We start from the raw sequence: 20,463 nt of genomic DNA, 5'->3' as shown, positions 1-20,463 counted from the left end.
TGAGATCAAACTTATGATTGCAGCCAGATACAACTGGCCATCCGGCCAGTCTGGCCATCACGGCGGTAAGAAAAAAACAATTCGGGTTGGCTCAGGGTGCAGTAGTCACCGCCATAAATGGCGGTTACACCAATCGCTTGCAAACGCAGCCGAGCTAACAGGTATAAATTCGCCAACCATTTATCAGCTTTACTCGGCTGAAAAGCCGCTTCGGCAGTCGCCTGAGTCGCAATAAATTGTTGCCGTACTTCTGGCCCGACTTCAAATACTTCAGGCCCAATCGCTGGCCCTAACCATGCCAACACTTCAGCAGGCTGCTCAAACCGGGCCACCGTAGCCTCTAAAACTCCACCGAGCAGGCCCCGCCAACCAGCATGGGCTGCAGCAACTTGCTGGCCTGAGCGGTCACAAAATAATACTGGTAAACAATCAGCCGTCATTACGCTACATACCTGAGCCTCTACCGAACTAACCACAGCATCAGCTTGCAATGAAGTCTTGGCTTGTTCGGGCAAGCGCACTACATTGATACCATGCACCTGCTGCAACCAGACGGGTTCAGTGGGCATGCCCGCATGCTGTTGCAAAACTTGTCGGTTCTGACGCACCAGCTCTGGCTTATCACCTACATGGTCACCAAGGTTTAGCGAGGCAAAATCGCCCAACGAACACCCACCTAAGCGCGTGCTGCTGAATGCTTTTACACAAGCAGGAGCCGGCCAGTCAGGTGTGATCAATTGCAAGGCATTCCGCTGCTGATACCGTGACAACTCAGGCATCTTCCATACCATGCTCTAACGTATCTGCCCGTAACGTTTCAACCAGTTCACGCATGTCATCCGGGATCGGCGCCTGCCATTCCATGCTTTCACCTGTGATAGGATGATCCAAGCGCAGCAAAGCTGCATGCAAAGCCTGCCGCTGAAAGCTTCTCAAGTTGGCTTTAAAGACCTCACTGGCACCTTTCGGCGGGCGAGGACGACCACCATACACAGGGTCTCCTACCAATGGATGGTGCAACGATTGCATATGGACCCGGATCTGGTGTGTACGGCCGGTTTCAAGACGTAAACGCAGTCGGGTATGAGCGCGAAACTTTTCCATCACCCGATAATGCGTGACGGCTGGTTTGCCACCTTCATCAATGGCCATCAACGTGCGCTGCGTTTGATGCCGTCCTATCGGTGCGTCTACCATGCCGCCCCCCGTCAGAGTACCGTGACATACCGCTTCATATTCGCGCGTAATAAAACGTTGCTGCATCGCGGCAACCAGAGCGGTTTGTGCTGGCACCGTTTTAGCCACTACCATCACTCCCGACGTATCTTTATCTAGTCGGTGGATAATGCCAGCCCGTGGCACTTCCACAATATCCGGCGCATGATGCAATAATGCATTCAATAAGGTACCCGCTTGGTTACCAGCTCCCGGATGCACCACCAGCCCTGCTGGTTTATTTAGTGCCAAAATATCGTCGTCTTCGAACAGGATAGTAAGCGCTATATCCTCTCCTTTATGCTGCACTTCTTCTTGCAGCTCTGCATCGATATCCACTTGTTCTCCACCCATCAATTTCAGCCGGGGCTTGGCCTCAATCTCCCCATTGATACGCACTTGGTTGGCTTGGATCCAACTTTTAATACGTGATCGTGAATATTCCGGGAACAATTCGGCCAAGACCTGATCTAAGCGCTTACCAAAAAGGTGATCAGGGACGATTTCTGATAGTTTAATTTGTTTTGTCATGACGGAAGCAGTTATCCTGTGTGCATTCCCGATAGCTCTGAGTTAGAATCGGGTTTCTCTAGGTATTATTTTAACGGTTTTACCAACAACTGGACAGCTAAAGGCTGACGGAGTTATGGATTTATACATGAATACTAAGTTTTCGACGATATTACTGGTTGTCGTAATGGCAGTCACCCTCAGTGCCTGCGCGGGGAAAACCAAGCGTGAGCCTATTTCTACCACGCAGAATGCTCAAGCAATGTATGCTGAAGCCAAACAAGTTCTGGATTCTGGTTTATTTAACCGCGCCATAGAGCTGTTGCAAGGGGTAGAAAGTCGTTATCCATTTGGCCCTATGGCTCGCCAAGTCCAGCTGGATTTAATTTATGCTTACTACAGTGCCAACAATTTACCACAGGCACTCGCTAACATTGATCGCTTCATTCGGTTAAACCCGAACCACCCAGATTTAGATTATGTCTATTACATGCGTGGCCTGACAAATTTAAAAGCAGATGAGAACGCCTTTCAATCATTCTTTGGCATTGATCAAGCGGATCGAGATTTAGCCAGCACCCGCCAAGCCTTTGATGATTTCCGCATTCTGCTGACCAGATATCCGGACAGCAAATACAGTGCAGATGCGCGTGGCCGGATGCAACACATTCGCGAAACGCTGGCCAGACATGAGCTGCTGATTGCCGATTACTACATGCGCCGCGGTGCTTATCTGGCTGCGGCTAACCGCGGTAAATACGTGGTGGAGTTTTTCCGCGAATCACCACAGGTTGAGCAAGCACTGGAACTTATGGTGCAAGGTTACGACAAACTAGGCTTGGTGAAACTACGTGACGATGCCTATGCCGTATTAAAGTTGAACTATCCAGCCAACAATACTCGTATTTAAATCCTATTCATAACCAGGGTTCTGACGATTTGATAATAAAAGGTGTCCCTTGCTGGACACCTTTTTTGTTGGCGACCTAACTGATCGCTTCCAATGCCTCAGCCAAGGTAGAAATCGCGGTGACCGTCATGTGCTCAATCGGCTCTTTTGGTGCATTCGACTTCGGTACAATGGCTCGACGGAAACCGTGTTTAGCCGCCTCACGCAATCGCTCCTGCCCACTGGGTACCGGTCGGATTTCACCAGACAAACCTACTTCACCAAATACCACCAAATCATGCGGTAAAGGCCGATTGCGAAAGCTCGATACCAAGGCCAGTAACGTCGCCAAATCTGCGCTGGTCTCTTGCACGCGGATCCCACCGACTACATTGACAAAGACATCCTGATCCGCCATTTGCATACCAGCATGGCGGTGCATCACAGCCAGCAACATGGAGATACGATTTTGATCCATCCCCAAGGTAACACGTCGCGGGTTATTGAGCGGGGAGTGATCTACCAAGCCCTGAATTTCAACCAGCAACGGTCGGGTCCCTTCCCATAACACCATAACGATACTACCAGATTGCACTTCTTCACTACGGCTTAAAAAAATCGCCGATGGGTTTTTAACTTCCTTCATACCCTGACTGGTCATAGCAAACACCCCCAGCTCATTGACAGCTCCGAAGCGGTTTTTTTGGCCACGTAAAGTTCTATACCGACTATCAGCATCGCCTTCAAGCATAATAGAGCAGTCGATACAGTGCTCGAGCACCTTTGGCCCGGCCAGGCTGCCGTCTTTGGTGACATGACCTACCATGATCACCGCGATATGATGCTGCTTGGCAAAGCGGGTTAAATAGGCGGCACTTTCCCGCACCTGAGACACACTGCCCGGCGCGGACTGAATATCGGCCATATGCATGACCTGTATCGAGTCGATCACCATGACTTTCGGTTGTTCTTGCTGTGCCAAATGACAAATGGTTTCCACATTGGTTTCTGCCAGCATTTTCAGCTGTGCCGTTGGCAAGCTGAGACGATTCGCTCGCAATGCAACCTGCTGCAATGATTCTTCACCAGTCACGTACAACACCGAGTGTTGCTCTGCCAAACCACACATCATCTGCAGCAATAACGTACTCTTACCCGCACCAGGGCTACCGCCAATCAATACGGCAGACCCCGGCACAATTCCGCCGCCTAACACGCGGTCCAGTTCAGAAAAGCCGGAACTAAAGCGAGGGACATCTTGCAGATCAACTTCATCCAGTCGCAACACCTTAGCGGCGGCAGTTCCTGCATAGCCATCAAAGCGGCTTGATTTCCCTTTTGCAGGCCCCAACCTTACCTCGGTGATGGTGTTCCAGGCCCCGCATTCATTGCATTGTCCTTGCCAACGCATGAAGTCGGCGCCGCAGTCATTGCAGACATAAGCGGTTTTACTTTTGGCCATGATGCTCCTTAGCTACCCTAGTAGATGATAAATCATACTAAGTATTGGAATTAAAGGCATAGATATTGCTTTTCAAATAAGAAAAACGTAGCGTACTGTCATTATACAGGCATGGTGCCAATACGATGACGCTGAATCATTGAGATTATGACAGCCCCTGACTTACAAGAACACCTCAGTATTATTGAGCGTATGAAAAGCTTAGTCCAGACATCTGATTTTGATCAGATGTTTACTATGCTGACCAGTGATTTGCCTAAATCCAAACAATTTCTGCTCAAGATGGAGCTGAAACGTCTGGCTCAACCTTGTGACTATTTTATTGATCTACGTGGCCATGTTGATGGTGATGTGAAGCCTTTCCCTTTTCAAGGGAAAACTCATTACATGGATGAGCAAGCCATTAAGATTTTTGAGCAAGGTATCAAACAATACGGTACCTTTACCCTTGGCTTGTACGAAGAAGTAATGAACACCGATAATAACTATCGGGTCATGCATCGTAAAGAAACAGAACAACGTATTCGAAAAGCACTCAATGCCAGTGAGTCTGAACTTGAGCCGGAGCAGCAGGCGGAACCAACCAACCAACATCAAGCTCGTTTTTTTCAATTTGCCAGCTACATTAACCGGATTGAAGAACGAATGAATTACAGCATCACCGTAGAAGTGATGCTTGATGATGGCAAGAAATACAGCGCTCAAACCACCGATATCTCCGTACAAGGGTGCAAACTTAAGTTGGCGAAAGCCATCGACGTAGAACTGAATAGTAACCTGGGCATTTTTTTTCGGGAGCTAGAGCAAGAGTATACTCTCGATAGGCAGACTCCTATTCGCTATAAGGTCCTTGAGGTCAGCCCACTGGACTCTAAGTATCAACAGCTACGGCTGAAACGACTAGATGGTACCAGCGAGCAGGACATTGAATTTTCTAACTTTCTGGATAAATTTATCAGGGGCAATAAACGCCGCTATAAGCTGAATTTAGATAACACCCTTGATGCTGTGGTGATCAAAGGATATGAGCAATTTTTCGTCCCTCGTATGAGTGCTCTTGCCGTATTTGTTTCGGTGCATGAAGGCAAATCGAACCCTCAATGTGTCCTTACCACCGAAAACAGTCGCCCCAGCTTCCACTATTTTCAAGACGAGCTGCAGCGTTCAGTGCTGCCGCAAGTGCTCAATGCCAAACGGTTAAAACAACTGTTGCAACAACCATCCACTCAACGCAGTAGCCAGTTGTTTTGTTTTACCCATGCCTCCAAGGGTAAATTGTACTTTTACAGCGCCACAGCGCAGGAGCTGGCCGAGCAACCGGAGTTAAGCGCTTTATTTCTTGGTTTCGGTGCCAGTAAAAAAAGTTGGAAAGTCTTCCAACTGAGTTTACAACCTACATCGCTTAAATTCAGTCAGTTGCAGTTCCAAATTCCGGGCACAACAGCCAAGGAGCAAACTAAAGGAAGCCCCCATTTACTGGATGGTTATCTAAAAAATTTACGCTTTATCGTCAGTATGGCAGATATTAGCAGCGAACAAAGCAACTCTTGGTACCAACAAATCCGCTTTGATAAAGCGCAATTGAGTCAACTCAATCGTTTTGCGCATGCCAAGCTCGCCAAACTACCTTTTTGCGAAGCCATTCCGGTTAAGTATGTCAATTTACGCTTTGAGGCACGCTACCTGTACAAAACCACTGTCGAGTTATTTGATTCAGCGCAACAGGCACTTCCTCAATCCTTTAGCCGGGATTTCTCTCCTAACGGTATGCAAATTGAAAGTATGTTGCCTCTGCACATCAATAAAGGGGATATCGTTCGACTAAACCTGCCTGATCTGCAAAAAATCAGCAATAAATATACGCTTAGCCACCTCCCTTACGAAGTAATGGCGGTGAGTAAAAGTGGCACCATCATGAACCTTAAAGCGTTAAGCACAGATGAGGGCCATGCAGGTAAGCAGTTTTTTCAACTGCTGATCCAGAATAATCGTAGTAAGCTCACGGTGGCAGAAGAGCCAGTGAAGCACCCGGGGCTGGCTCCCGCACTGCGCAATATGTATGTCAAAGCCTTGGATAGCTTTCCATTCTATATTCACCGCAAAGGGATCCGTTACGACTTAAAAGCTGTGGCGGCTGGCAGCCAACTAAACAGTCTGCACTTGCTTTTGCAGCAGCTGAACGCCGATAAAGAGCATTTGATCATCGAGCCACTGATTAAACACAATGCCGTTAGTTTGCATTTTGCCAACCAGCTGAAAAATATGAAGCGACAAGACCCACCGACGACTTATGAGCTGTATATTCAATTGTCGGACAATTGGCAACAGCAGCCAGAACAAGGGTTTCGTTGTAATTACGACTATGAGTTTTCCACTGAACCAGAAAAGCAGGCATTTTTCCAACAAGCCATTGCGTCAGGCAGTCTGGTTTTGGCGTATAAAATATGGTTATCTCGCACCGGCAGGCCTGATAGCGATTATATCTCCCAAGAGTTGGACTACATTAGCCAGTATGCCATTCACAAAGCAAAAATGATCGAGGAAGAGCTATGGAGCGTGGTCGGTGTCGGCGAGTTAATCGATATCACCGATGAAGTGCTGCTTCGATTTGCCATTCCCCCAGAACAGCGCGCTGAACAACATCAAATGCGTCAACACCGCATCACTGGATAACGGAAAAGACCAACTTCAGTGTAAACCGCTTAAGGCGCCCGGCAGAGCTCCGATAGCCATTGCACAAGCTGAGGAAAGTGATCATTCATTGCCTTCGGGTGGGTCAGCATGCTTATGTGATCGTAATCAAGCAAGGCCCCTGCAGCCAATCCCAAGTGAGTTAACTTTGTCTGATGTTGGCCCGCTTCTGTGATAAAAGCCTGAACATCAGCAGGATGACCGAGTACCCGATCACGCTCGGCAACAAAATGCCATAAGGGTGGCCATGACACCTGCTGTGCTGCTGCACCATAGTCAAAGCCATCACTGCAATCGACAAAGTCATCCGACTGTATCCAATGGATACAATCAGCTAAAAATTGACGTGGCTCATCATCCCCTCCCAAGCGCCAACGCCGGGCTGGAAAGTAACCATGCTTACGAGCCAGCCAAGAGCCCAGCTGATTCCAGATCAAATCAATCTTTAGTCGCTTTTCCAAACTTCGTCTGTGGATTTTTCGCTTGGTACCAAAGCAGACTTTAGAACGCACCTGACTCAACAGTTCTGGATGACGACTCAGACTAGCTGCAGCCAGCACACCGCCCCAAGAATGCGAGATAATATGCACAGGCTGCTGATGGAGCTGCTGTACATGCTGCAATAAGGCAGGGATATCCTGACAAATCAGTTGCTGTTGACTGTGATCAAAGCCACTGGAGCTGTGAGGCAACGAACGGCCTCGGCCCGCAAAATCAGCACAATAGACAGCAAAACCATGATCCGCTAAATAACAGCCTAATCCCTTTCCTGAGGAGCTGTAAAAAATACGCCCATTCTCAATGGCGCCATGCAACATTAATACCGAGCCTTTCGGTTCTGCAAGCGGAAGCAATCGGCGAATATGCAACTGATAATTGCTTACTGGGAGATAGTAAGAATGCTGCTGATGTTTCATGCAGGCACATCATCCAACAGGTACAACAGCTGTAGTAGTGATCCCTGCCGAATAGCTGCTTTAGCCTGAGCCTGGACCAAAGGCTTGGCATGAAAAGCAACTCCAAGGCCGGCAGCCGCCAGCATAGGCAGATCATTGGCCCCATCACCAATCGCAACCTGCTGCGGTTTAGGAATATGGTATTGAATAGCCAATTGCCTCAGCGCTTCAGCTTTGCTGCTTGCATCGACAATCTCTCCCTTTACCCGGCCAGTCAGTTTCCCTTGAACAACTTCTAAGTGATTGGCAAAGGTTGCACTTAGCTTCAACTGCTGCTGCAAAGCATCGGTAAAATAGGTAAAGCCACCGGAGGCAATGGCGACATGCCAGCCATGCTGTTGCAAGGTCTGAACCAACTCAGTTAGCCCCGGCATCAAAGGCAATGTACTTAGCACTTCAGCTAAGATTTTTTCTTCCGCTCCCGCTAATGCACTAACCCGCTCGCGTAAGCTAGCCGCAAAATCTAACTCGCCATGCATAGCCTTGGCAGTCACTTTGGCAACCTCTTCCCCAACGCCAGCTAGCCGGGCAATTTCATCAATACACTCGATCTGAATCGCGGTAGAGTCCATGTCCATCACCAGTAAACCTGGCTGCAGCAAACTAGGTGCCTGCTCCAAATACACTAACTCCAATTCCATACTTTGTCCCAGCAACATCAATTGTTGCTGCGCATGATGATCTAAGGTCACAGGCAATGACAATAATAAGGCAGGCTCAAGCTCAGCATGCGGCTGCAACACGCTCATGCAAATGGATTCCCCTTGTAACACATCGAGCGATTCCAGCAATTGATGCAGTGGTTTCAGAGTCAGTTCTGTACCAAATAACCGAATAGTTGCATGTGTTTCAGTCTGTAATGGTTCTAGCTTGCATTGCGCCTCACTCAACACGGCGACATCCTGAGTCAGTTGCAATTGTAACTGGCCTGGTTGCCAATGCAGCCATGCTCCGCCACGACTCTGACACAAGGATAACAGGGACAAATCAGACCATGCGGCTGGGTCCAGTTGATAACAATACGACACCTTTTCACCTATACTTTGGCTATACACCATGGCATTCTACTCAAAAAACACCCTAGCTGTCAGTGTTTCAGGAGACCAATGCAGACAGAATCACTGAAATTAAGTCAAACATCACGCCTTGTAAAGCTGTTGCAATTGCTGCTAGCGGTATTAGGCCTGTGGCTTATTTTGCACAGCTGGGTCAGTCTGAAAGCTCAAGGGACCCTGCTGCTGCAGCAACAGTCCGAACAGTTAATGCGAAGCACGTTGCAGTCGATGGCTGATACAGCAGTTTACTTACTGGAAAATGATCAACTAGATGCACTGAATCAGCTTAATCACCATATTGCCACCAACCCTTACGTCTATGATGTAGCAGTGTATGATAGTAATGGCAGTCGGATCAGTGGCTCAGAGCCAACACTGCCAGCACGCCAACTCTATGCATTGGATTACCAGGAAAAGCTACTACCATTGCTGCATGATATTCGTAATGAGCATGGCGAATTGCTGGGCTATATCCGCATAAGCCTGCGCACAGAGCAGCAAAATCTGCCATTACAACGAGGCTGGCATCAACTGATGCAACAAGTACTGTGGTTATTGGTGCTGGCTGGTCTGGTGACGTTTTTTTTAAAGCGGGGTCATTCCCGCTTTTCCAGATTATCGCTACGAGTACGCAAGCCCTAGCCGTAAAACCTGACAAGTATTGAACCACAGTTGTTCTGCCAACTGCTCTTTGGGTTCAGCCCTTAAGGAAGAAAAGTGCTGAAATACCTGTGCCAGCCGGGCGGGTGTATTGACTCGCCCCTGAAAGCCCGCCAATGGCATCGATGGTGCATCGGTTTCCAGCACAAAGGTACTTAGTGGCAATTGCTGCACGGCCTTGCGAGTTTTTTGCGCACGTTCATAGCTAATGGTGCCACCAATACCTAACTTAAACCCTTGTTCAATAAACGCCTGCCCTTGCTCGGGGCTACCGGAAAATGCATGCAAAATCCCCCCTTCACCAAAGCCAATATGCTTAATAGCTGCCAGTAAATGTGGTTGTGACTTACGATGATGCAGCACCACTGGCTTACCAAGCTCTGCGGCCAACGCCAGTTGCGCTTCAAACAATTGTTGTTGAATATCGAAGGTATCTGCGGACAGCGCAAAATCAAGGCCGATTTCACCGATAGCGCAGACGTTATCGCGCTGCTGTTGCAGCAACACGGACAGTTCATCCACATCACTCAAACGATGCGAATGAGCCCACCAGGGGTGAATCCCCAAAGCGACAGGCCACTGCGGATGCTTACGATGCAACTGCAGTAAATCCACCCAGGCCGCACGCTCAACCGCCGGAATAAGTAAGGCAGCGACACCAGCTTGCTGTGCCTGTTGCCAGTGAAGAGCTTGCTCTTTGGCAAGCTCTGGAAGGTTCAAGTGGCAATGACTATCAAACAGCTTTAGGGACATAGCCGGTCAATCGACCAACTGCCGTCGTCCTGCTGAGAGTACATAAAACGGTCATGCAAACGATGTTCACCGCCCTGCCAGAATTCGATCTGATGCGGACGCACTAAAAAACCACCCCAGAATGAGGGCAGAGTGACGTCACCATGTTCAAATTTGTGTTTTATTTCCGCAAATTTTTGCAACAGCGCCTGGCGGGTAGAAATGGGCCGGCTTTGTTCAGAGGCCCAGGCCGCCAGCTGACTTTCTTTCGGTCGTGATAAGAAATATTTCATCACCTGACTGCTCGGTACCCGCTCAGCAGTGCCATACACAATCACCTGCCTTTCCAGTGGGTGCCAGGGAAAGTGCAGACACACCTTCGGATTGGCTGCTAACTCAGTGGCCTTTTTACTGCCAAGGTTGGTGTAGAAAACGAAGCCATTCGGATTGAGATCTTTCAGTAAGACCAGCCGCTGCGACGGTTGACCTGATGCATCCACGGAAGCGACACACATCGCAGTCGGGTCGGGTAATTCAGCATCAACAGCATCCTGCAACCAATGTTCAAATTGCACCAGTGGATCAGCCGTTAGCTTATCCATATCCAACTTATCTCTGGTGTAATTACGCCGAATGGCATCAATTTTCATTACATCCGCTCCATCACCTCAATACCCAGTAAATCCAGACCTTGCTTCAACATCAGGGCCGATACGATACTAAGCATTAAACGGCTGGCCCGTAGCTCTGGTTCAATCCCATCTTTCAAAATTGGGCACGCTTCGTAGAAGCTCATAAATAAACTTGCCAGCTCATACAGATAGTTGCATAGCAGGTTCGGCTGCGCATCCTTGATGACAAGCTGCAGTGTTTCTTCAAAACGAAGTAGCTTTACCGCCAGCTGCTTTTCTTGCGGCTGTTGCAGCTGAATCACAGCACTGAAATCATCAGCCAATTCGGCTTTTCGCACGATGCTGCGTACCCGGCTATAGGCGTACTGTAAGTATGGCGCTGTGGCACCTTCAAAGCTTAGCATCGCATCCCAGCTGAAGATGTAATCGCTGGTACGGTTTTTTGATAAGTCGGCAAATTTAACCGCTCCAATCCCCACTTTACCAGCCACCAATTGCATATCGGCTTCACTCAGCCCGGTAGATTTTTCCCGCACCACGGCATCAGCCCGAACCACGGCTTCTTCCAGTAGGTCAGTCAGCTTGACGGTGCCGCCGGTACGGGTTTTAAAGGGTTTGCCATCCTCGCCCATCATGGTGCCAAACGGGCAATGATGGTAGGCCGTTTCATCGCGCAACAAGCCAGCTTTACGCGCAGTCAGTTCAACTTGCTTGAAGTGCAAGCCCTGGCGTGCGTCGGTAAAAATAATGATGCGATCTGCCGCCAGGTCATGACTACGGTACTGACACGCGGCTAAATCGGTAGTGGCATATAGAAAGCCGCCACCGGTTTTCTGAATAATAAAAGGGGATGGCTTGCCTTCTTTATCGGCCAGCTCCTGCAAGAATACAACCAGAGCGCCCTGATCTTCCACCGCCAGACCACTGGCTTTCAGTTGATCCACAATGTCATGCAACATCGGGTTATAAGCACTTTCCGGCTTGATATCATCATGGGTCAGGGTGACATTGAGCTTACGATACAGCTCATCGCTGTGCTTAATCGACGTATCAATGAACAATTGCCACAGCTTCTGACAATGCGCATCACCACTTTGTAACTTCACCACGTAGTCACGGGATTTATCGGCAAAGCCGTCTTCATCGTCAAAGCGCTTTTTCGCTTCGCGGTAAAAATTTTCCAGATCAGCCAGCGCCACCTGCTCTAAATCAACACCAGCAGCCAGCTGATCTTCCAGATGAGCAATCAACATACCAAACTGAGTACCCCAGTCTCCCATATGATTCTGGCGGATCACCGTATCGCCCCAAAACTCGAGACAACGCACTACTGCATCACCGATGATGGTCGAACGTAAATGGCCAACGTGCATCTCTTTCGCCAGATTTGGCGCTGAATAATCCACCACCACCCGCTGCGGCTGAGGATTTTCTCTGACGCCAAGTCGTGGGTCAGCCGCAGCCTCGGTTAACTGTGCTGCCAGCCAGTCCGCTTTTAACGTCACATTGATAAAGCCAGGACCGGCAATCTCCACCTTGTCGGCTACTGCATCCAGATCCAACGCATCCACCAACTGTTGTGCTAACTGACGCGGGTTAGTTTTCAATTGCTTAGCAGCGCTCATAGCGCCATTGATCTGATAATCACCAAATTCCGTGCGGGTACTTACCGTGACTGCAGGATTCGTTTCGGCGGGTACCCCCAGCACGGCAAATGCAGCTTGAGTTTTCTCGGTCAATAATTGCTTAATATTCATGCGCTCTGCCTGTTAGTGTTCACGGGTTTTCATAAACTGAATCTTTGGATAGCGCTCCATCGACAAATTCAGGTTCACCATAGTTGGAGCTATATAGGTCAGGTTATCACCGCCATCCAGCGCCAAATTCTGGCTGGCTTTTTTCTTAAACTCAGCCATCGCTTTACTGTCATCGCTGTAAACCCAACGCGCCGTCGAGACGTTCACACTTTCATACATGGCATCTACGTTGTACTCAGATTTCAGGCGATGCACCACCACATCAAACTGCAGTATACCGACAGCTCCAACGATTAAATCATTGCTATCAATGGGTCGAAAAACCTGCACGGCACCTTCTTCCGATAGCTGCACCAGACCTTTTAGTAGCTGCTTTTGTTTCAAAGGATCACGCAAGCGGATCCGGCGAAACAGTTCAGGTGCAAAGTTGGGGATACCGCTAAACTGCATGTCTTCACCGACCGTAAAGGTATCACCAATTTTAATGGTACCGTGGTTGTGCAGGCCGATGATATCGCCAGGCCATGCTTCTTCAACATGCTCACGATCACCGGCGACAAAGGTCAATGCATGTGAGATCTGTACCTCTTTGCCAATTCGTACATGGCGCATTTTCATGCCTTTTTCGTACTTGCCGGAGCAAATCCGTAAAAAAGCCACCCGATCACGGTGTTTTGGGTCCATATTCGCCTGAATTTTAAAAACGAAGCCAGTAAAGCCAGCTTCACTTGGCAACACAGTACGGGTGTTAGTGTCACGTGGCTGAGGCGTTGGTGCCCAGGCCGTTAAACCATCCAGCATATGATCCACACCGAAGTTGCCTAAGGCAGTACCAAAGAATACCGGGGTTAATTCGCCTTTTAAAAACAGCTCCTGATCAAACTCATGGCTGGCCCCTTGCACTAACTCAAGCTCTTCGCGCAGCTCATCGGCTAAAGAACCAATGCGAGCATCCAGTTCGGGGTTATTCAGCCCTTTAATCACTTGCAGATCTTGAATGGTATGGCCCAAACCCGATTTATACAAAATGATTTCATCGCGCTGCAGGTGATAGACCCCTTTAAACTCCTTGCCACACCCAATCGGCCAGGTGATGGGCGCGCAGGCGATATTCAAGACACTTTCTACTTCATCCAGCAGATCTATAGGGTCGCGGATATCACGATCCATTTTGTTCATAAAGGTCAGGATAGGGGTATCACGCAGCCGCGTTACTTCCATCAGCTTGATGGTACGTTCTTCAACCCCTTTGGCGGCATCAATCACCATTAAACAGGAATCAACCGCCGTCAAGGTACGATAGGTATCTTCGGAGAAATCTTCGTGGCCGGGGGTATCCAGCAGATTGACTAAGCAATCATTGTATGGAAACTGCATCACCGAGGTGGTGACAGAAATGCCCCGTTCTTTTTCCATCTCCATCCAGTCTGATGCAGCATATTGACCTGACTTTTTGCCTTTGACGGTACCTGCTTTTTGGATCAGTTCGCCAAATAATAATACCTTCTCGGTGATGGTGGTTTTACCGGCATCCGGGTGACTGATAATAGCGAAGGTACGCCGGCTGTTGATTTCCTGCTGTAACTGTTGGTTGCTCATTCAATACTCGTAGCGACAATAGCAAAAAAAGCAAAGGATCCTTGGATCCGCTGCAATGCATAAAAAAGTTGCCATATTTTACCGCGAATGATGGATCGGGGGAAACCTTATTGTCGACTTTAACTTAGCCAAACTGGGTCAAATAACGCACAACCTGCTGTTCTAGCCAGCTAGCCACACGCCCGATGGCATAACCCTGTTCACAAATTAACTGATAGGACTGCCAGTTCAACGCCCCTGGATGCTTCAGCACCCGCAGCTGCTCAGCTTTAAGTTGCTTCATAATGACCGGCTGCGGCAAACGCGACCAACCTGCACCACTGATCACCGCATCACGAATGAGTTCAAACTGGGTTAGCGCCAAGTAGTTGGACGCCCCTGATAATTGCGGTACCAGCAAATCATCCTGCAAATAGGCGGTGGTCACCTGTGTGTACTGCTGCAAGTCATCATCGTGCACCAAGGGTAAACGGTAGAGCGCGTGCTCCGGGCAGGTCACCATCATCACTCTAAGCCCACCTAGCGGCCGAAACTGCAGACTTTCGTGCGGTTCATTTTGCTGCGCCAGGCCAAAGGCGAGATCGACCGACTGCCAATCGACCAACTCCGGCAATTCCTGAGGCGGTGCCAGATAAACTGAAATCCCAGTCAGTGGAAACTGCTGTTTCAGTGCCGTCATAGTCTCACGCCAGAAGCTCTCTGGTAGTGCATCATCACGGGCTATCCGTAATGTCGACTCAATACCGCTACGCTGTTGCTGACACCGCTGCTCAATCTGTCTGGCCGATTGCAATAGCCGAATGCAATCCGGCTTGATGGCCCAGGCAATCGGCGTAGCCGCCAGCTCATTGCCGGAGCGTTCAAACAAAGTCACTGCCAGCTCATCTTCAAAGCTGCTGAGCACACTGCTGATGGTGGTGCGGCTGCGGCCAAGCTGACGAGCAGCCGCGGCTACCGACCCCTCCTCCAGCACCACCAAAAATACTTCAGCCTGAATAACTTTCATGCCACCCCTATCAGCGCCGAAAAAATCGTCGGCCGGCGATTATCTGCTACCGTTACACCTCACTTAGAATAGCGCCATAGAGGCAGACCAACAAGATCTGCTTCATTCACCAGCATAATATGCTGACGAATAAACTGTCACTTTTTTCCATAAATCGAGGTTGCTATGCTGTCGCTGAACATCCGTTCGGAGTCATCGATTATAAAGTTTTCTGCTGCCGGCGCTGGTTTATTTGCACTGGCAGGTATTGGTTGGGGGCTATGGGCCCATTCCATGGCTATCGTCTTTGATGGTAGTTATTCACTGGTTAGCTTGGGTCTGTCGCTGCTATCCTTAATGGCGTTGCGGGTAGCGACCTCACCAGCCGACAGTCGTTTTAACTTTGGCCGCTTACCAGCTGAGCCTTTAGCTATTGCCGTGAAAGGACTGGTGATTTTATTGGTTTGCATAGTGTCGTTTGGCGCTGCAGTACTGGCGATAGTGCATGGTGGACGGGAAGTAGCCGCGGGCAAAGCAATTTTCTTTGCACTGTTCAGTGTGCTGCTGTGTTTCTTTATCTGGTGGCGGCTGCGTAAAGCCAATACTAACTTGCAATCAATGCTGGTTGAAGCCGAACAGAACCAGTGGTGGATGGATGGCGTGTTGAGTTTGGCAGTGTTGCTGGGCTTTGTGCTGACCTGGTCGCTGTACTATACGCCCATTGCACACTGGGCGCTGTACGCCGATCCGGTGCTGGTGATCCTGGTTTCCGGTTACTTTATTCAGGTACCGCTCAAGATGGTTAAAAATTCAGTCAATGAGCTCTTGATGGTCAGCCCGCCGGCTGAGCTTCGTAAGCAAGTATACCGTGAACTGGAAATCCTCGGCATTTCCCACCGCCAGTGCAAGATGGCCAAAAGCGGCAGCTATCTGCTGCTGGAAGTTCGCATCGGCATTGAGCGGGTTGAACAAATGCAGGGGGTGCAAAAGCAGCTGGAACGTAAATTAGCGCGGCTGCCACTGGAGCCGGTGATTTGGCTGGATTTTTACTGCAAGCAAAGTGCTAGTCCGCAACGACTTGCTTAACATAATTACCGTTGCATCCCCCTTAGCATCACACAAACTGGTCTGCTCTTAGCGCTTATGTTTCACTTTCTGCTCAACGAGGTATACAATGCGCAGGTTTTGCTTGTAGCTAATGGGGAGGAGCCATGCCTGATATAGTCGTGATGTTTTTTGTACTTGGTTTAGTCGCTGGTCTGCTTCGCTCTGATTTAACGATTCCTAAAGCTGCCTACGATATTCTTAGTTTACTGCTAATGCTGACCATCGGCTTAAAAGGCGGTATGGCGCTGCATGGCAATCTCAACCTACAGCTACTGCCTGAGCTTGGTAGTGTGATCCTGATCGGCGCCCTGTTCCCGTTACTACTGTATCCATTACTACGAAGCCTGGTTCGCCTTTCATCGGCCGATAGCGCCAGTTTTGCCGCCCATTATGGCTCGGCCAGTGCTGGTACCTTTGCTGTCGCTTTAGCTTATGCAGAGAGCATGCAGCTCACCATTGGTGCTCAGGTTACTCTGTATCTGGTGATGCTTGAGTTGCCAGCGATTATGGTTGCACTGGCCTTGTACCGCTGGCGTCAAACGGAGCAAGCGAAAAGTAGCCAGAGCGCACTTTGGCATGAGACGCTGACCAACCGTGGGGTGATTTTACTGGTGGGTGGCGTCATTATTGGTTACATGTACGGGCCACAGCAAGGCTCAGCGGTGACCGAGCTCTTTACCAATGCCTTTAAAGGGGTACTGGCACTATTCTTATTGGAAATGGGCTTAACAGCTGCCGATACCATGAGCAGACTGTCCTTACGCTACTGGCGGGTCATTTGTTTTGCACTGGTCGCCCCGGTATTTTTAGGGATCGCAGGAATTTTTGCCGGGTTCTGGCTGGATCTACCCGTCGGCTCAATTCTCATTCTGGCAAGCCTGACGGCGAGTGCATCTTACATTGCGGCGCCGGTGGCGATTCGAACTGCCATACCAAATGCTGATGTTGGCTTATCCTTACTGGCGGCGTTAGGTATTACCTTCCCGTTGAATGTTCTTTTGGGGATCCCGCTGTATTTACAGCTTATTCAGTGGTGGATTTAGTCAACAAAAGCTGCATCACAACAGCATCTTCGCTGCCCGCAGCATTCTGATAATACCCTTTACGTACCCCTGCCGGTTGAAAGCCGGCAGAGTGGTATAAGTTAATTGCCGGTTGATTTGATGCACGAACTTCCAGCCAGACTTGGCGGCAACCAGCACTTTTTGCTTGTTGTATCATATGCTGTAACAGTGATCTGCCGTACCCTTTACCCTGCTGATCAGCAGCAACAGTTATGGTGAATAGAGTCACTTCGTCGAGCACCTGCTGCGCAAAGTAGTAGCCAAGCACTTGCTGGCCCTGTCTTAGCACATAATTAGAGTAATCGGGCTGCAGACAGCTTTCGAATAAGGCCCGACTCCATGGATATTCAGTGGCTTGTTGCTCCAGCGCAACCAGCACGTCAATCTCAGCAGGCTCAACGGGTTTAAAGCTGATCAAGGTAACAACTTAATTGTTGCCATAGCTGACGTTTCATAGCGGGCTGTCGCAATAATGACAGCGGTGGCGTGATAAGCTGACTTTCAGTCAACAGCGACTCTGTCGCGCGATGATCAATGAACCAGCTTAATGACCCCAACTGAAAGGATAACTCGCTTTTAACGGGTGTCTGCTGAAACAGGCTCATAATGTCCTGGCAAATGACATCAGAAAGATCGGGCACATAGGGTTGTGGCTCGGATACGGTTGCATACTCTAACTCTGGAGGTTTTACTGCAGTTGTATCTGACTGGCTAGCAAACTGAGAACGCAGTTGCAGCGGCTGAATTTTTAGCAATTGAAGTAATTGATGTTGAGCTGGACTAAGCACGGTCTTTACCTATTGCTGGTCTGGCGCTGGCTGAATCAGATGATTCAGACCAAAGTGGCAGGGGCAGAGGGATTCGAACCCCCAACCGTCGGTTTTGGAGACCGCTGTTCTACCAATTGGAACTATGCCCCTACTTTTGGTCGCGCCATTATACAAAAGCCGGCTGAAAGGTAAAGCAGAATTCATGCTATCTCCAGTTGAATGCATACAAAACATACACCTCTTCAATAAAAGAAGAAAGCCCAATGCATGCATTGGGCTTTCAGTGTATCAATCTATTGTTAATCTTTATTGGACTTCCGATAACGTTCAAACCAGTGAATCACGTAGGCTGGTTTTGCCATCAGGTTACTTGGTCGCGCATGCAATGAATGCGAAGCATCAGGAATACGTACCATAGCCGTTTCAATACCCCGCAACTGCAATGCTTGATAATACTGCTCAGTCTCTGAAATAGGTGTTCGATAGTCAGATTCGCCGGTAAATAGCATGGTAGGTGTACTCACATTACCAACATAAGAGATGGGTGAGTATTTTAAATAATGCTCAGGAATATCCCAAGGTAAACCCGGAAACCAGTACTGTGTAAAGTAGTTGTACATATCAGCATTGAGTACAAAGCTATACCAGTTGATCACTGGGTTGATAGCGGCTGCAGCTGCAAAACGATCAGTATGACCTATGGTCCAGGTGGTTAACACTCCTCCACCACTGCCTCCGGTAACGAAAAGCTCGTCTTCATCGATATAACCACGCGCGATGACCGCATCAACACCATCCATTAAGTCATTGTAATCATGACTTGGATAGTTGTGATGGATCAAATTGGCAAAGTCCTCACCATAACTGGTGCTGCCTCTAGGGTTGGTGTATAGCACTACATAGCCTTGGGCTGCCATCAGCTGCAGTTCCATAGCGAACACGGGTCCATAAGCCGTATGGGGCCCACCATGGATCTCTAAGATCAGTGGATACTTCTTACTGCTATCAAAACCCGGTGGATACATAATCCAGCCATGAATCTTTTCATCATCAATAGAAGAGTCGTACCAGATCTCCTCAACACGACCAATGGTTCGTTTAAACAGTAAATCAGCATTGAAATTAGTCAATGTGCGCTGACTGCGTCGATGCTGCATCGCAAGTTCAGCTGGTCGATTAGTACTGGCTTGGGTATACGCGATGTAGCCATTATCCGCTACACTAAACTGACCACCGCTGTAGGGGCGGCTATAACTAACACCACCAAGATCCTGAACCAGTACTTCACGATTACCGCGCAGTGGCTGTAAAGCAATCTGACCTAAACCTTTATCATCAAATTGAATGTAAAGTCCACGGTTATTGCTCTGCCACTGAAACGCATTAATATGGCGATCCAAATCATCCGTTAATGCCCGAACATTACTGCCATCAACATTCATGACATAAAGACGACTGGCTTGGTGAGCGAGCTTCCGGTCAGGAAAGCCGAGGAATGCGATAAGTTTACCATCTGGTGATAGCATCGGCTGAGATGCAGGACCATCTGGATCATACACCACATCAACCTGACGATTTTCAAGCTCCAGCCGGTAAATTGCTGAGTTCACTGGTGCCCGATACGCTTGCTCACGCCGATTGGCGGAGAAATAGACCGCTTTACCATCTGCTTGCCAGCTCAATTCACCACTGTGATTGTAATCACCATCAGTCAATTGAATGGCAGAACCACCGTCAGCAGCGATCATGTAATGATGGCGAAAACCGCTCGGTAAGTAACCAGCACCATCCGCGCGATATTGCATGCTATCAATATAGATAGGTGGCTTTGCCCAAGTAGCATTAGCAGGCTTGCCTGGCAACGTGACCGGTGCAGGTGATGATTTTGGCGTAAACATAGAGAAGGATAGCCATTTACCATCGGGTGACCACATCAAATTATTTGGGGCATGAGGCAATTGGCTAATTTGCACCGAACGACCGGAGTCAAGCCACAACACATGAATTTGGCCATCCTGCACATAAGCAATACGTTGCTGATCAGGCGACCAACGAGGAGAGCTGGCGTTGTTTTCGGTTTGAGTCAATGGCTGCATTGATGAACCATCGGTATTCATGATCCACAACGCCATTCGACGCCGATCCGTTTGACGATCCATCCAGTTCCGAACAAACACCACCTGTTCGCCTTTGGCATTGACCTGAGGATCAGTCACTAACTCAAGATGGAATACATCATCATATTTCAGGGGGTGGACTGTATCAGCCCATAAGTGCAGCGTAAGCAGCAACAAACTGACACTTAATATAGATTGTATTATTTTTTGCATAGTTATATTTTCCAGACCTAGGTTTCAAAACCATAGTAGAGCAGAACAC

At 48.9% G+C, this 20,463-nt stretch carries 18 protein-coding genes and 1 tRNA gene; 5 read left to right on the top strand and 14 right to left on the bottom strand.

The genetic code is table 11. The features are described 5' to 3' along the window. Positions 1–11: 11 nt before the first annotated feature. A complete protein-coding gene (pgeF, locus tag Q3O60_RS01350; protein ID WP_305892294.1) occupies positions 12–743 on the bottom strand; it encodes a peptidoglycan editing factor PgeF in 732 nt (243 codons plus the stop codon). Positions 744–771: 28 nt separating this feature from the next. Beyond that, positions 772–1,746 (bottom strand): 23S rRNA pseudouridine(1911/1915/1917) synthase RluD, encoded by a 975-nt coding sequence (rluD, locus tag Q3O60_RS01345; RefSeq protein ID WP_305892107.1) that lies wholly within the window; start codon positions 1,744–1,746, stop codon positions 772–774. Positions 1,747–1,873: 127 nt separating this feature from the next. On the opposite strand from rluD, the gene Q3O60_RS01340 reads away from it, so the two are divergent. Continuing rightward, a complete protein-coding gene (locus Q3O60_RS01340) occupies positions 1,874–2,635 on the top strand; it encodes an outer membrane protein assembly factor BamD (protein ID WP_305892106.1) in 762 nt (253 codons plus the stop codon). A 76-nt stretch (positions 2,636–2,711) separates the two neighbouring features. Here the strand turns inward: Q3O60_RS01340 and radA are convergent, their stop codons facing one another. After that, positions 2,712–4,076 (bottom strand): DNA repair protein RadA, encoded by a 1,365-nt coding sequence (gene radA, locus Q3O60_RS01335; RefSeq protein WP_305892105.1) that lies wholly within the window; start codon positions 4,074–4,076, stop codon positions 2,712–2,714. A 192-nt stretch (positions 4,077–4,268) separates the two neighbouring features. Here radA and Q3O60_RS01330 point away from each other — a divergent pair, with 192 nt between their 5' ends. Further along, positions 4,269–6,749 (top strand): PilZ domain-containing protein, encoded by a 2,481-nt coding sequence (locus Q3O60_RS01330; protein ID WP_305892104.1) that lies wholly within the window; start codon positions 4,269–4,271, stop codon positions 6,747–6,749. Between the two features lie 29 nt (positions 6,750–6,778). On the opposite strand, the gene Q3O60_RS01325 is transcribed toward Q3O60_RS01330, so the two are convergent. Together Q3O60_RS01325 and serB are read right to left on the bottom strand one after the other, a co-directional pair. Continuing rightward, positions 6,779–7,684 (bottom strand): alpha/beta fold hydrolase, encoded by a 906-nt coding sequence (locus tag Q3O60_RS01325; protein ID WP_305892103.1) that lies wholly within the window; start codon positions 7,682–7,684, stop codon positions 6,779–6,781. Then, entirely contained in the window at positions 7,681–8,781 is a 1,101-nt protein-coding gene (gene serB / locus Q3O60_RS01320; protein WP_305892102.1) for a phosphoserine phosphatase SerB, read from the bottom strand. The genes Q3O60_RS01325 and serB overlap by 4 nt, the downstream gene beginning before the upstream one ends. Positions 8,782–8,829: 48 nt before the next feature. Here serB and Q3O60_RS01315 point away from each other — a divergent pair, with 48 nt between their 5' ends. Next, positions 8,830–9,420, top strand: a complete 591-nt coding sequence (locus tag Q3O60_RS01315; protein ID WP_305892101.1) for an AhpA/YtjB family protein — start codon at positions 8,830–8,832, stop codon at positions 9,418–9,420. Here Q3O60_RS01315 and Q3O60_RS01310 read toward each other — a convergent pair. The 5 genes from Q3O60_RS01310 to Q3O60_RS01290 all read right to left on the bottom strand — a co-directional run bounded on the left by Q3O60_RS01310 (position 9,400) and on the right by Q3O60_RS01290 (position 15,164). Next, complete coding sequence (locus tag Q3O60_RS01310) at positions 9,400–10,191, bottom strand: TatD family hydrolase (RefSeq protein ID WP_305892100.1); 792 nt, start codon at positions 10,189–10,191, stop codon at positions 9,400–9,402. The genes Q3O60_RS01315 and Q3O60_RS01310 overlap by 21 nt on opposite strands. Further along, on the bottom strand, positions 10,182–10,820 hold the full coding sequence (gene pdxH, locus Q3O60_RS01305; protein ID WP_305892099.1) for a pyridoxamine 5'-phosphate oxidase: 639 nt from the start codon (positions 10,818–10,820) through the stop codon (positions 10,182–10,184). The genes Q3O60_RS01310 and pdxH overlap by 10 nt, the downstream gene beginning before the upstream one ends. Next, positions 10,820–12,559, bottom strand: a complete 1,740-nt coding sequence (gene argS, locus Q3O60_RS01300) for an arginine--tRNA ligase (protein WP_305892098.1) — start codon at positions 12,557–12,559, stop codon at positions 10,820–10,822. The genes pdxH and argS overlap by 1 nt, the downstream gene beginning before the upstream one ends. Before the next feature lie 12 nt (positions 12,560–12,571). Then, complete coding sequence (gene prfC, locus Q3O60_RS01295; RefSeq protein WP_305892097.1) at positions 12,572–14,158, bottom strand: peptide chain release factor 3; 1,587 nt, start codon at positions 14,156–14,158, stop codon at positions 12,572–12,574. 124 nt (positions 14,159–14,282) lie between these two features. Continuing rightward, positions 14,283–15,164, bottom strand: a complete 882-nt coding sequence (locus Q3O60_RS01290; protein ID WP_305892096.1) for a LysR family transcriptional regulator — start codon at positions 15,162–15,164, stop codon at positions 14,283–14,285. A 165-nt stretch (positions 15,165–15,329) separates the two neighbouring features. Here Q3O60_RS01290 and Q3O60_RS01285 point away from each other — a divergent pair, with 165 nt between their 5' ends. Together Q3O60_RS01285 and Q3O60_RS01280 are read left to right on the top strand one after the other, a co-directional pair. Then, on the top strand, positions 15,330–16,229 hold the full coding sequence (locus Q3O60_RS01285) for a cation diffusion facilitator family transporter (RefSeq protein ID WP_305892095.1): 900 nt from the start codon (positions 15,330–15,332) through the stop codon (positions 16,227–16,229). A 125-nt stretch (positions 16,230–16,354) separates the two neighbouring features. Then, positions 16,355–17,293: a sodium-dependent bicarbonate transport family permease gene (locus Q3O60_RS01280; protein WP_305892094.1), complete on the top strand. Its 939-nt coding sequence runs from the start codon at positions 16,355–16,357 to the stop codon at positions 17,291–17,293. Here Q3O60_RS01280 and rimI read toward each other — a convergent pair. The 4 genes from rimI to Q3O60_RS01260 form a co-directional block, all read right to left on the bottom strand. After that, complete coding sequence (gene rimI, locus Q3O60_RS01275) at positions 17,274–17,732, bottom strand: ribosomal protein S18-alanine N-acetyltransferase (RefSeq protein WP_305892093.1); 459 nt, start codon at positions 17,730–17,732, stop codon at positions 17,274–17,276. The genes Q3O60_RS01280 and rimI overlap by 20 nt on opposite strands. Next, positions 17,719–18,102 (bottom strand): DNA polymerase III subunit psi, encoded by a 384-nt coding sequence (locus Q3O60_RS01270; protein WP_305892092.1) that lies wholly within the window; start codon positions 18,100–18,102, stop codon positions 17,719–17,721. The genes rimI and Q3O60_RS01270 overlap by 14 nt, the downstream gene beginning before the upstream one ends. A gap of 55 nt (positions 18,103–18,157) precedes the next feature. Then, a tRNA-Trp gene (locus tag Q3O60_RS01265) sits at positions 18,158–18,234 on the bottom strand. A 149-nt stretch (positions 18,235–18,383) separates the two neighbouring features. Further along, on the bottom strand, positions 18,384–20,414 hold the full coding sequence (locus Q3O60_RS01260; RefSeq protein ID WP_305892091.1) for a S9 family peptidase: 2,031 nt from the start codon (positions 20,412–20,414) through the stop codon (positions 18,384–18,386). Positions 20,415–20,463: the final 49 nt, after the last annotated feature.

This window comes from Alkalimonas collagenimarina (assembly GCF_030717845.1).
Lineage (GTDB): Bacteria > Pseudomonadota > Gammaproteobacteria > Enterobacterales > Alteromonadaceae > Alkalimonas > Alkalimonas collagenimarina.
Note: the sequence above shows the minus strand (reverse complement) of the source record. Positions and strands in the feature narration are given on the sequence as shown.

Coding starts and splice junctions, on each gene's coding strand:
- rluD (WP_305892107.1), bottom strand. CDS start 1,746: ATGACAAAACAAATTAAACTATCAGAAATCGTCCCTGATCACCTTTTT.
- Q3O60_RS01340 (WP_305892106.1), top strand. CDS start 1,874: ATGAATACTAAGTTTTCGACGATATTACTGGTTGTCGTAATGGCAGTC.
- radA (WP_305892105.1), bottom strand. CDS start 4,076: ATGGCCAAAAGTAAAACCGCTTATGTCTGCAATGACTGCGGCGCCGAC.
- Q3O60_RS01330 (WP_305892104.1), top strand. CDS start 4,269: ATGAAAAGCTTAGTCCAGACATCTGATTTTGATCAGATGTTTACTATG.
- Q3O60_RS01325 (WP_305892103.1), bottom strand. CDS start 7,684: ATGAAACATCAGCAGCATTCTTACTATCTCCCAGTAAGCAATTATCAG.
- serB (WP_305892102.1), bottom strand. CDS start 8,781: ATGGTGTATAGCCAAAGTATAGGTGAAAAGGTGTCGTATTGTTATCAA.
- Q3O60_RS01315 (WP_305892101.1), top strand. CDS start 8,830: ATGCAGACAGAATCACTGAAATTAAGTCAAACATCACGCCTTGTAAAG.
- Q3O60_RS01310 (WP_305892100.1), bottom strand. CDS start 10,191: ATGTCCCTAAAGCTGTTTGATAGTCATTGCCACTTGAACCTTCCAGAG.
- pdxH (WP_305892099.1), bottom strand. CDS start 10,820: ATGAAAATTGATGCCATTCGGCGTAATTACACCAGAGATAAGTTGGAT.
- argS (WP_305892098.1), bottom strand. CDS start 12,559: ATGAATATTAAGCAATTATTGACCGAGAAAACTCAAGCTGCATTTGCC.
- prfC (WP_305892097.1), bottom strand. CDS start 14,158: ATGAGCAACCAACAGTTACAGCAGGAAATCAACAGCCGGCGTACCTTC.
- Q3O60_RS01290 (WP_305892096.1), bottom strand. CDS start 15,164: ATGAAAGTTATTCAGGCTGAAGTATTTTTGGTGGTGCTGGAGGAGGGG.
- Q3O60_RS01285 (WP_305892095.1), top strand. CDS start 15,330: ATGCTGTCGCTGAACATCCGTTCGGAGTCATCGATTATAAAGTTTTCT.
- Q3O60_RS01280 (WP_305892094.1), top strand. CDS start 16,355: ATGCCTGATATAGTCGTGATGTTTTTTGTACTTGGTTTAGTCGCTGGT.
- Q3O60_RS01260 (WP_305892091.1), bottom strand. CDS start 20,414: ATGCAAAAAATAATACAATCTATATTAAGTGTCAGTTTGTTGCTGCTT.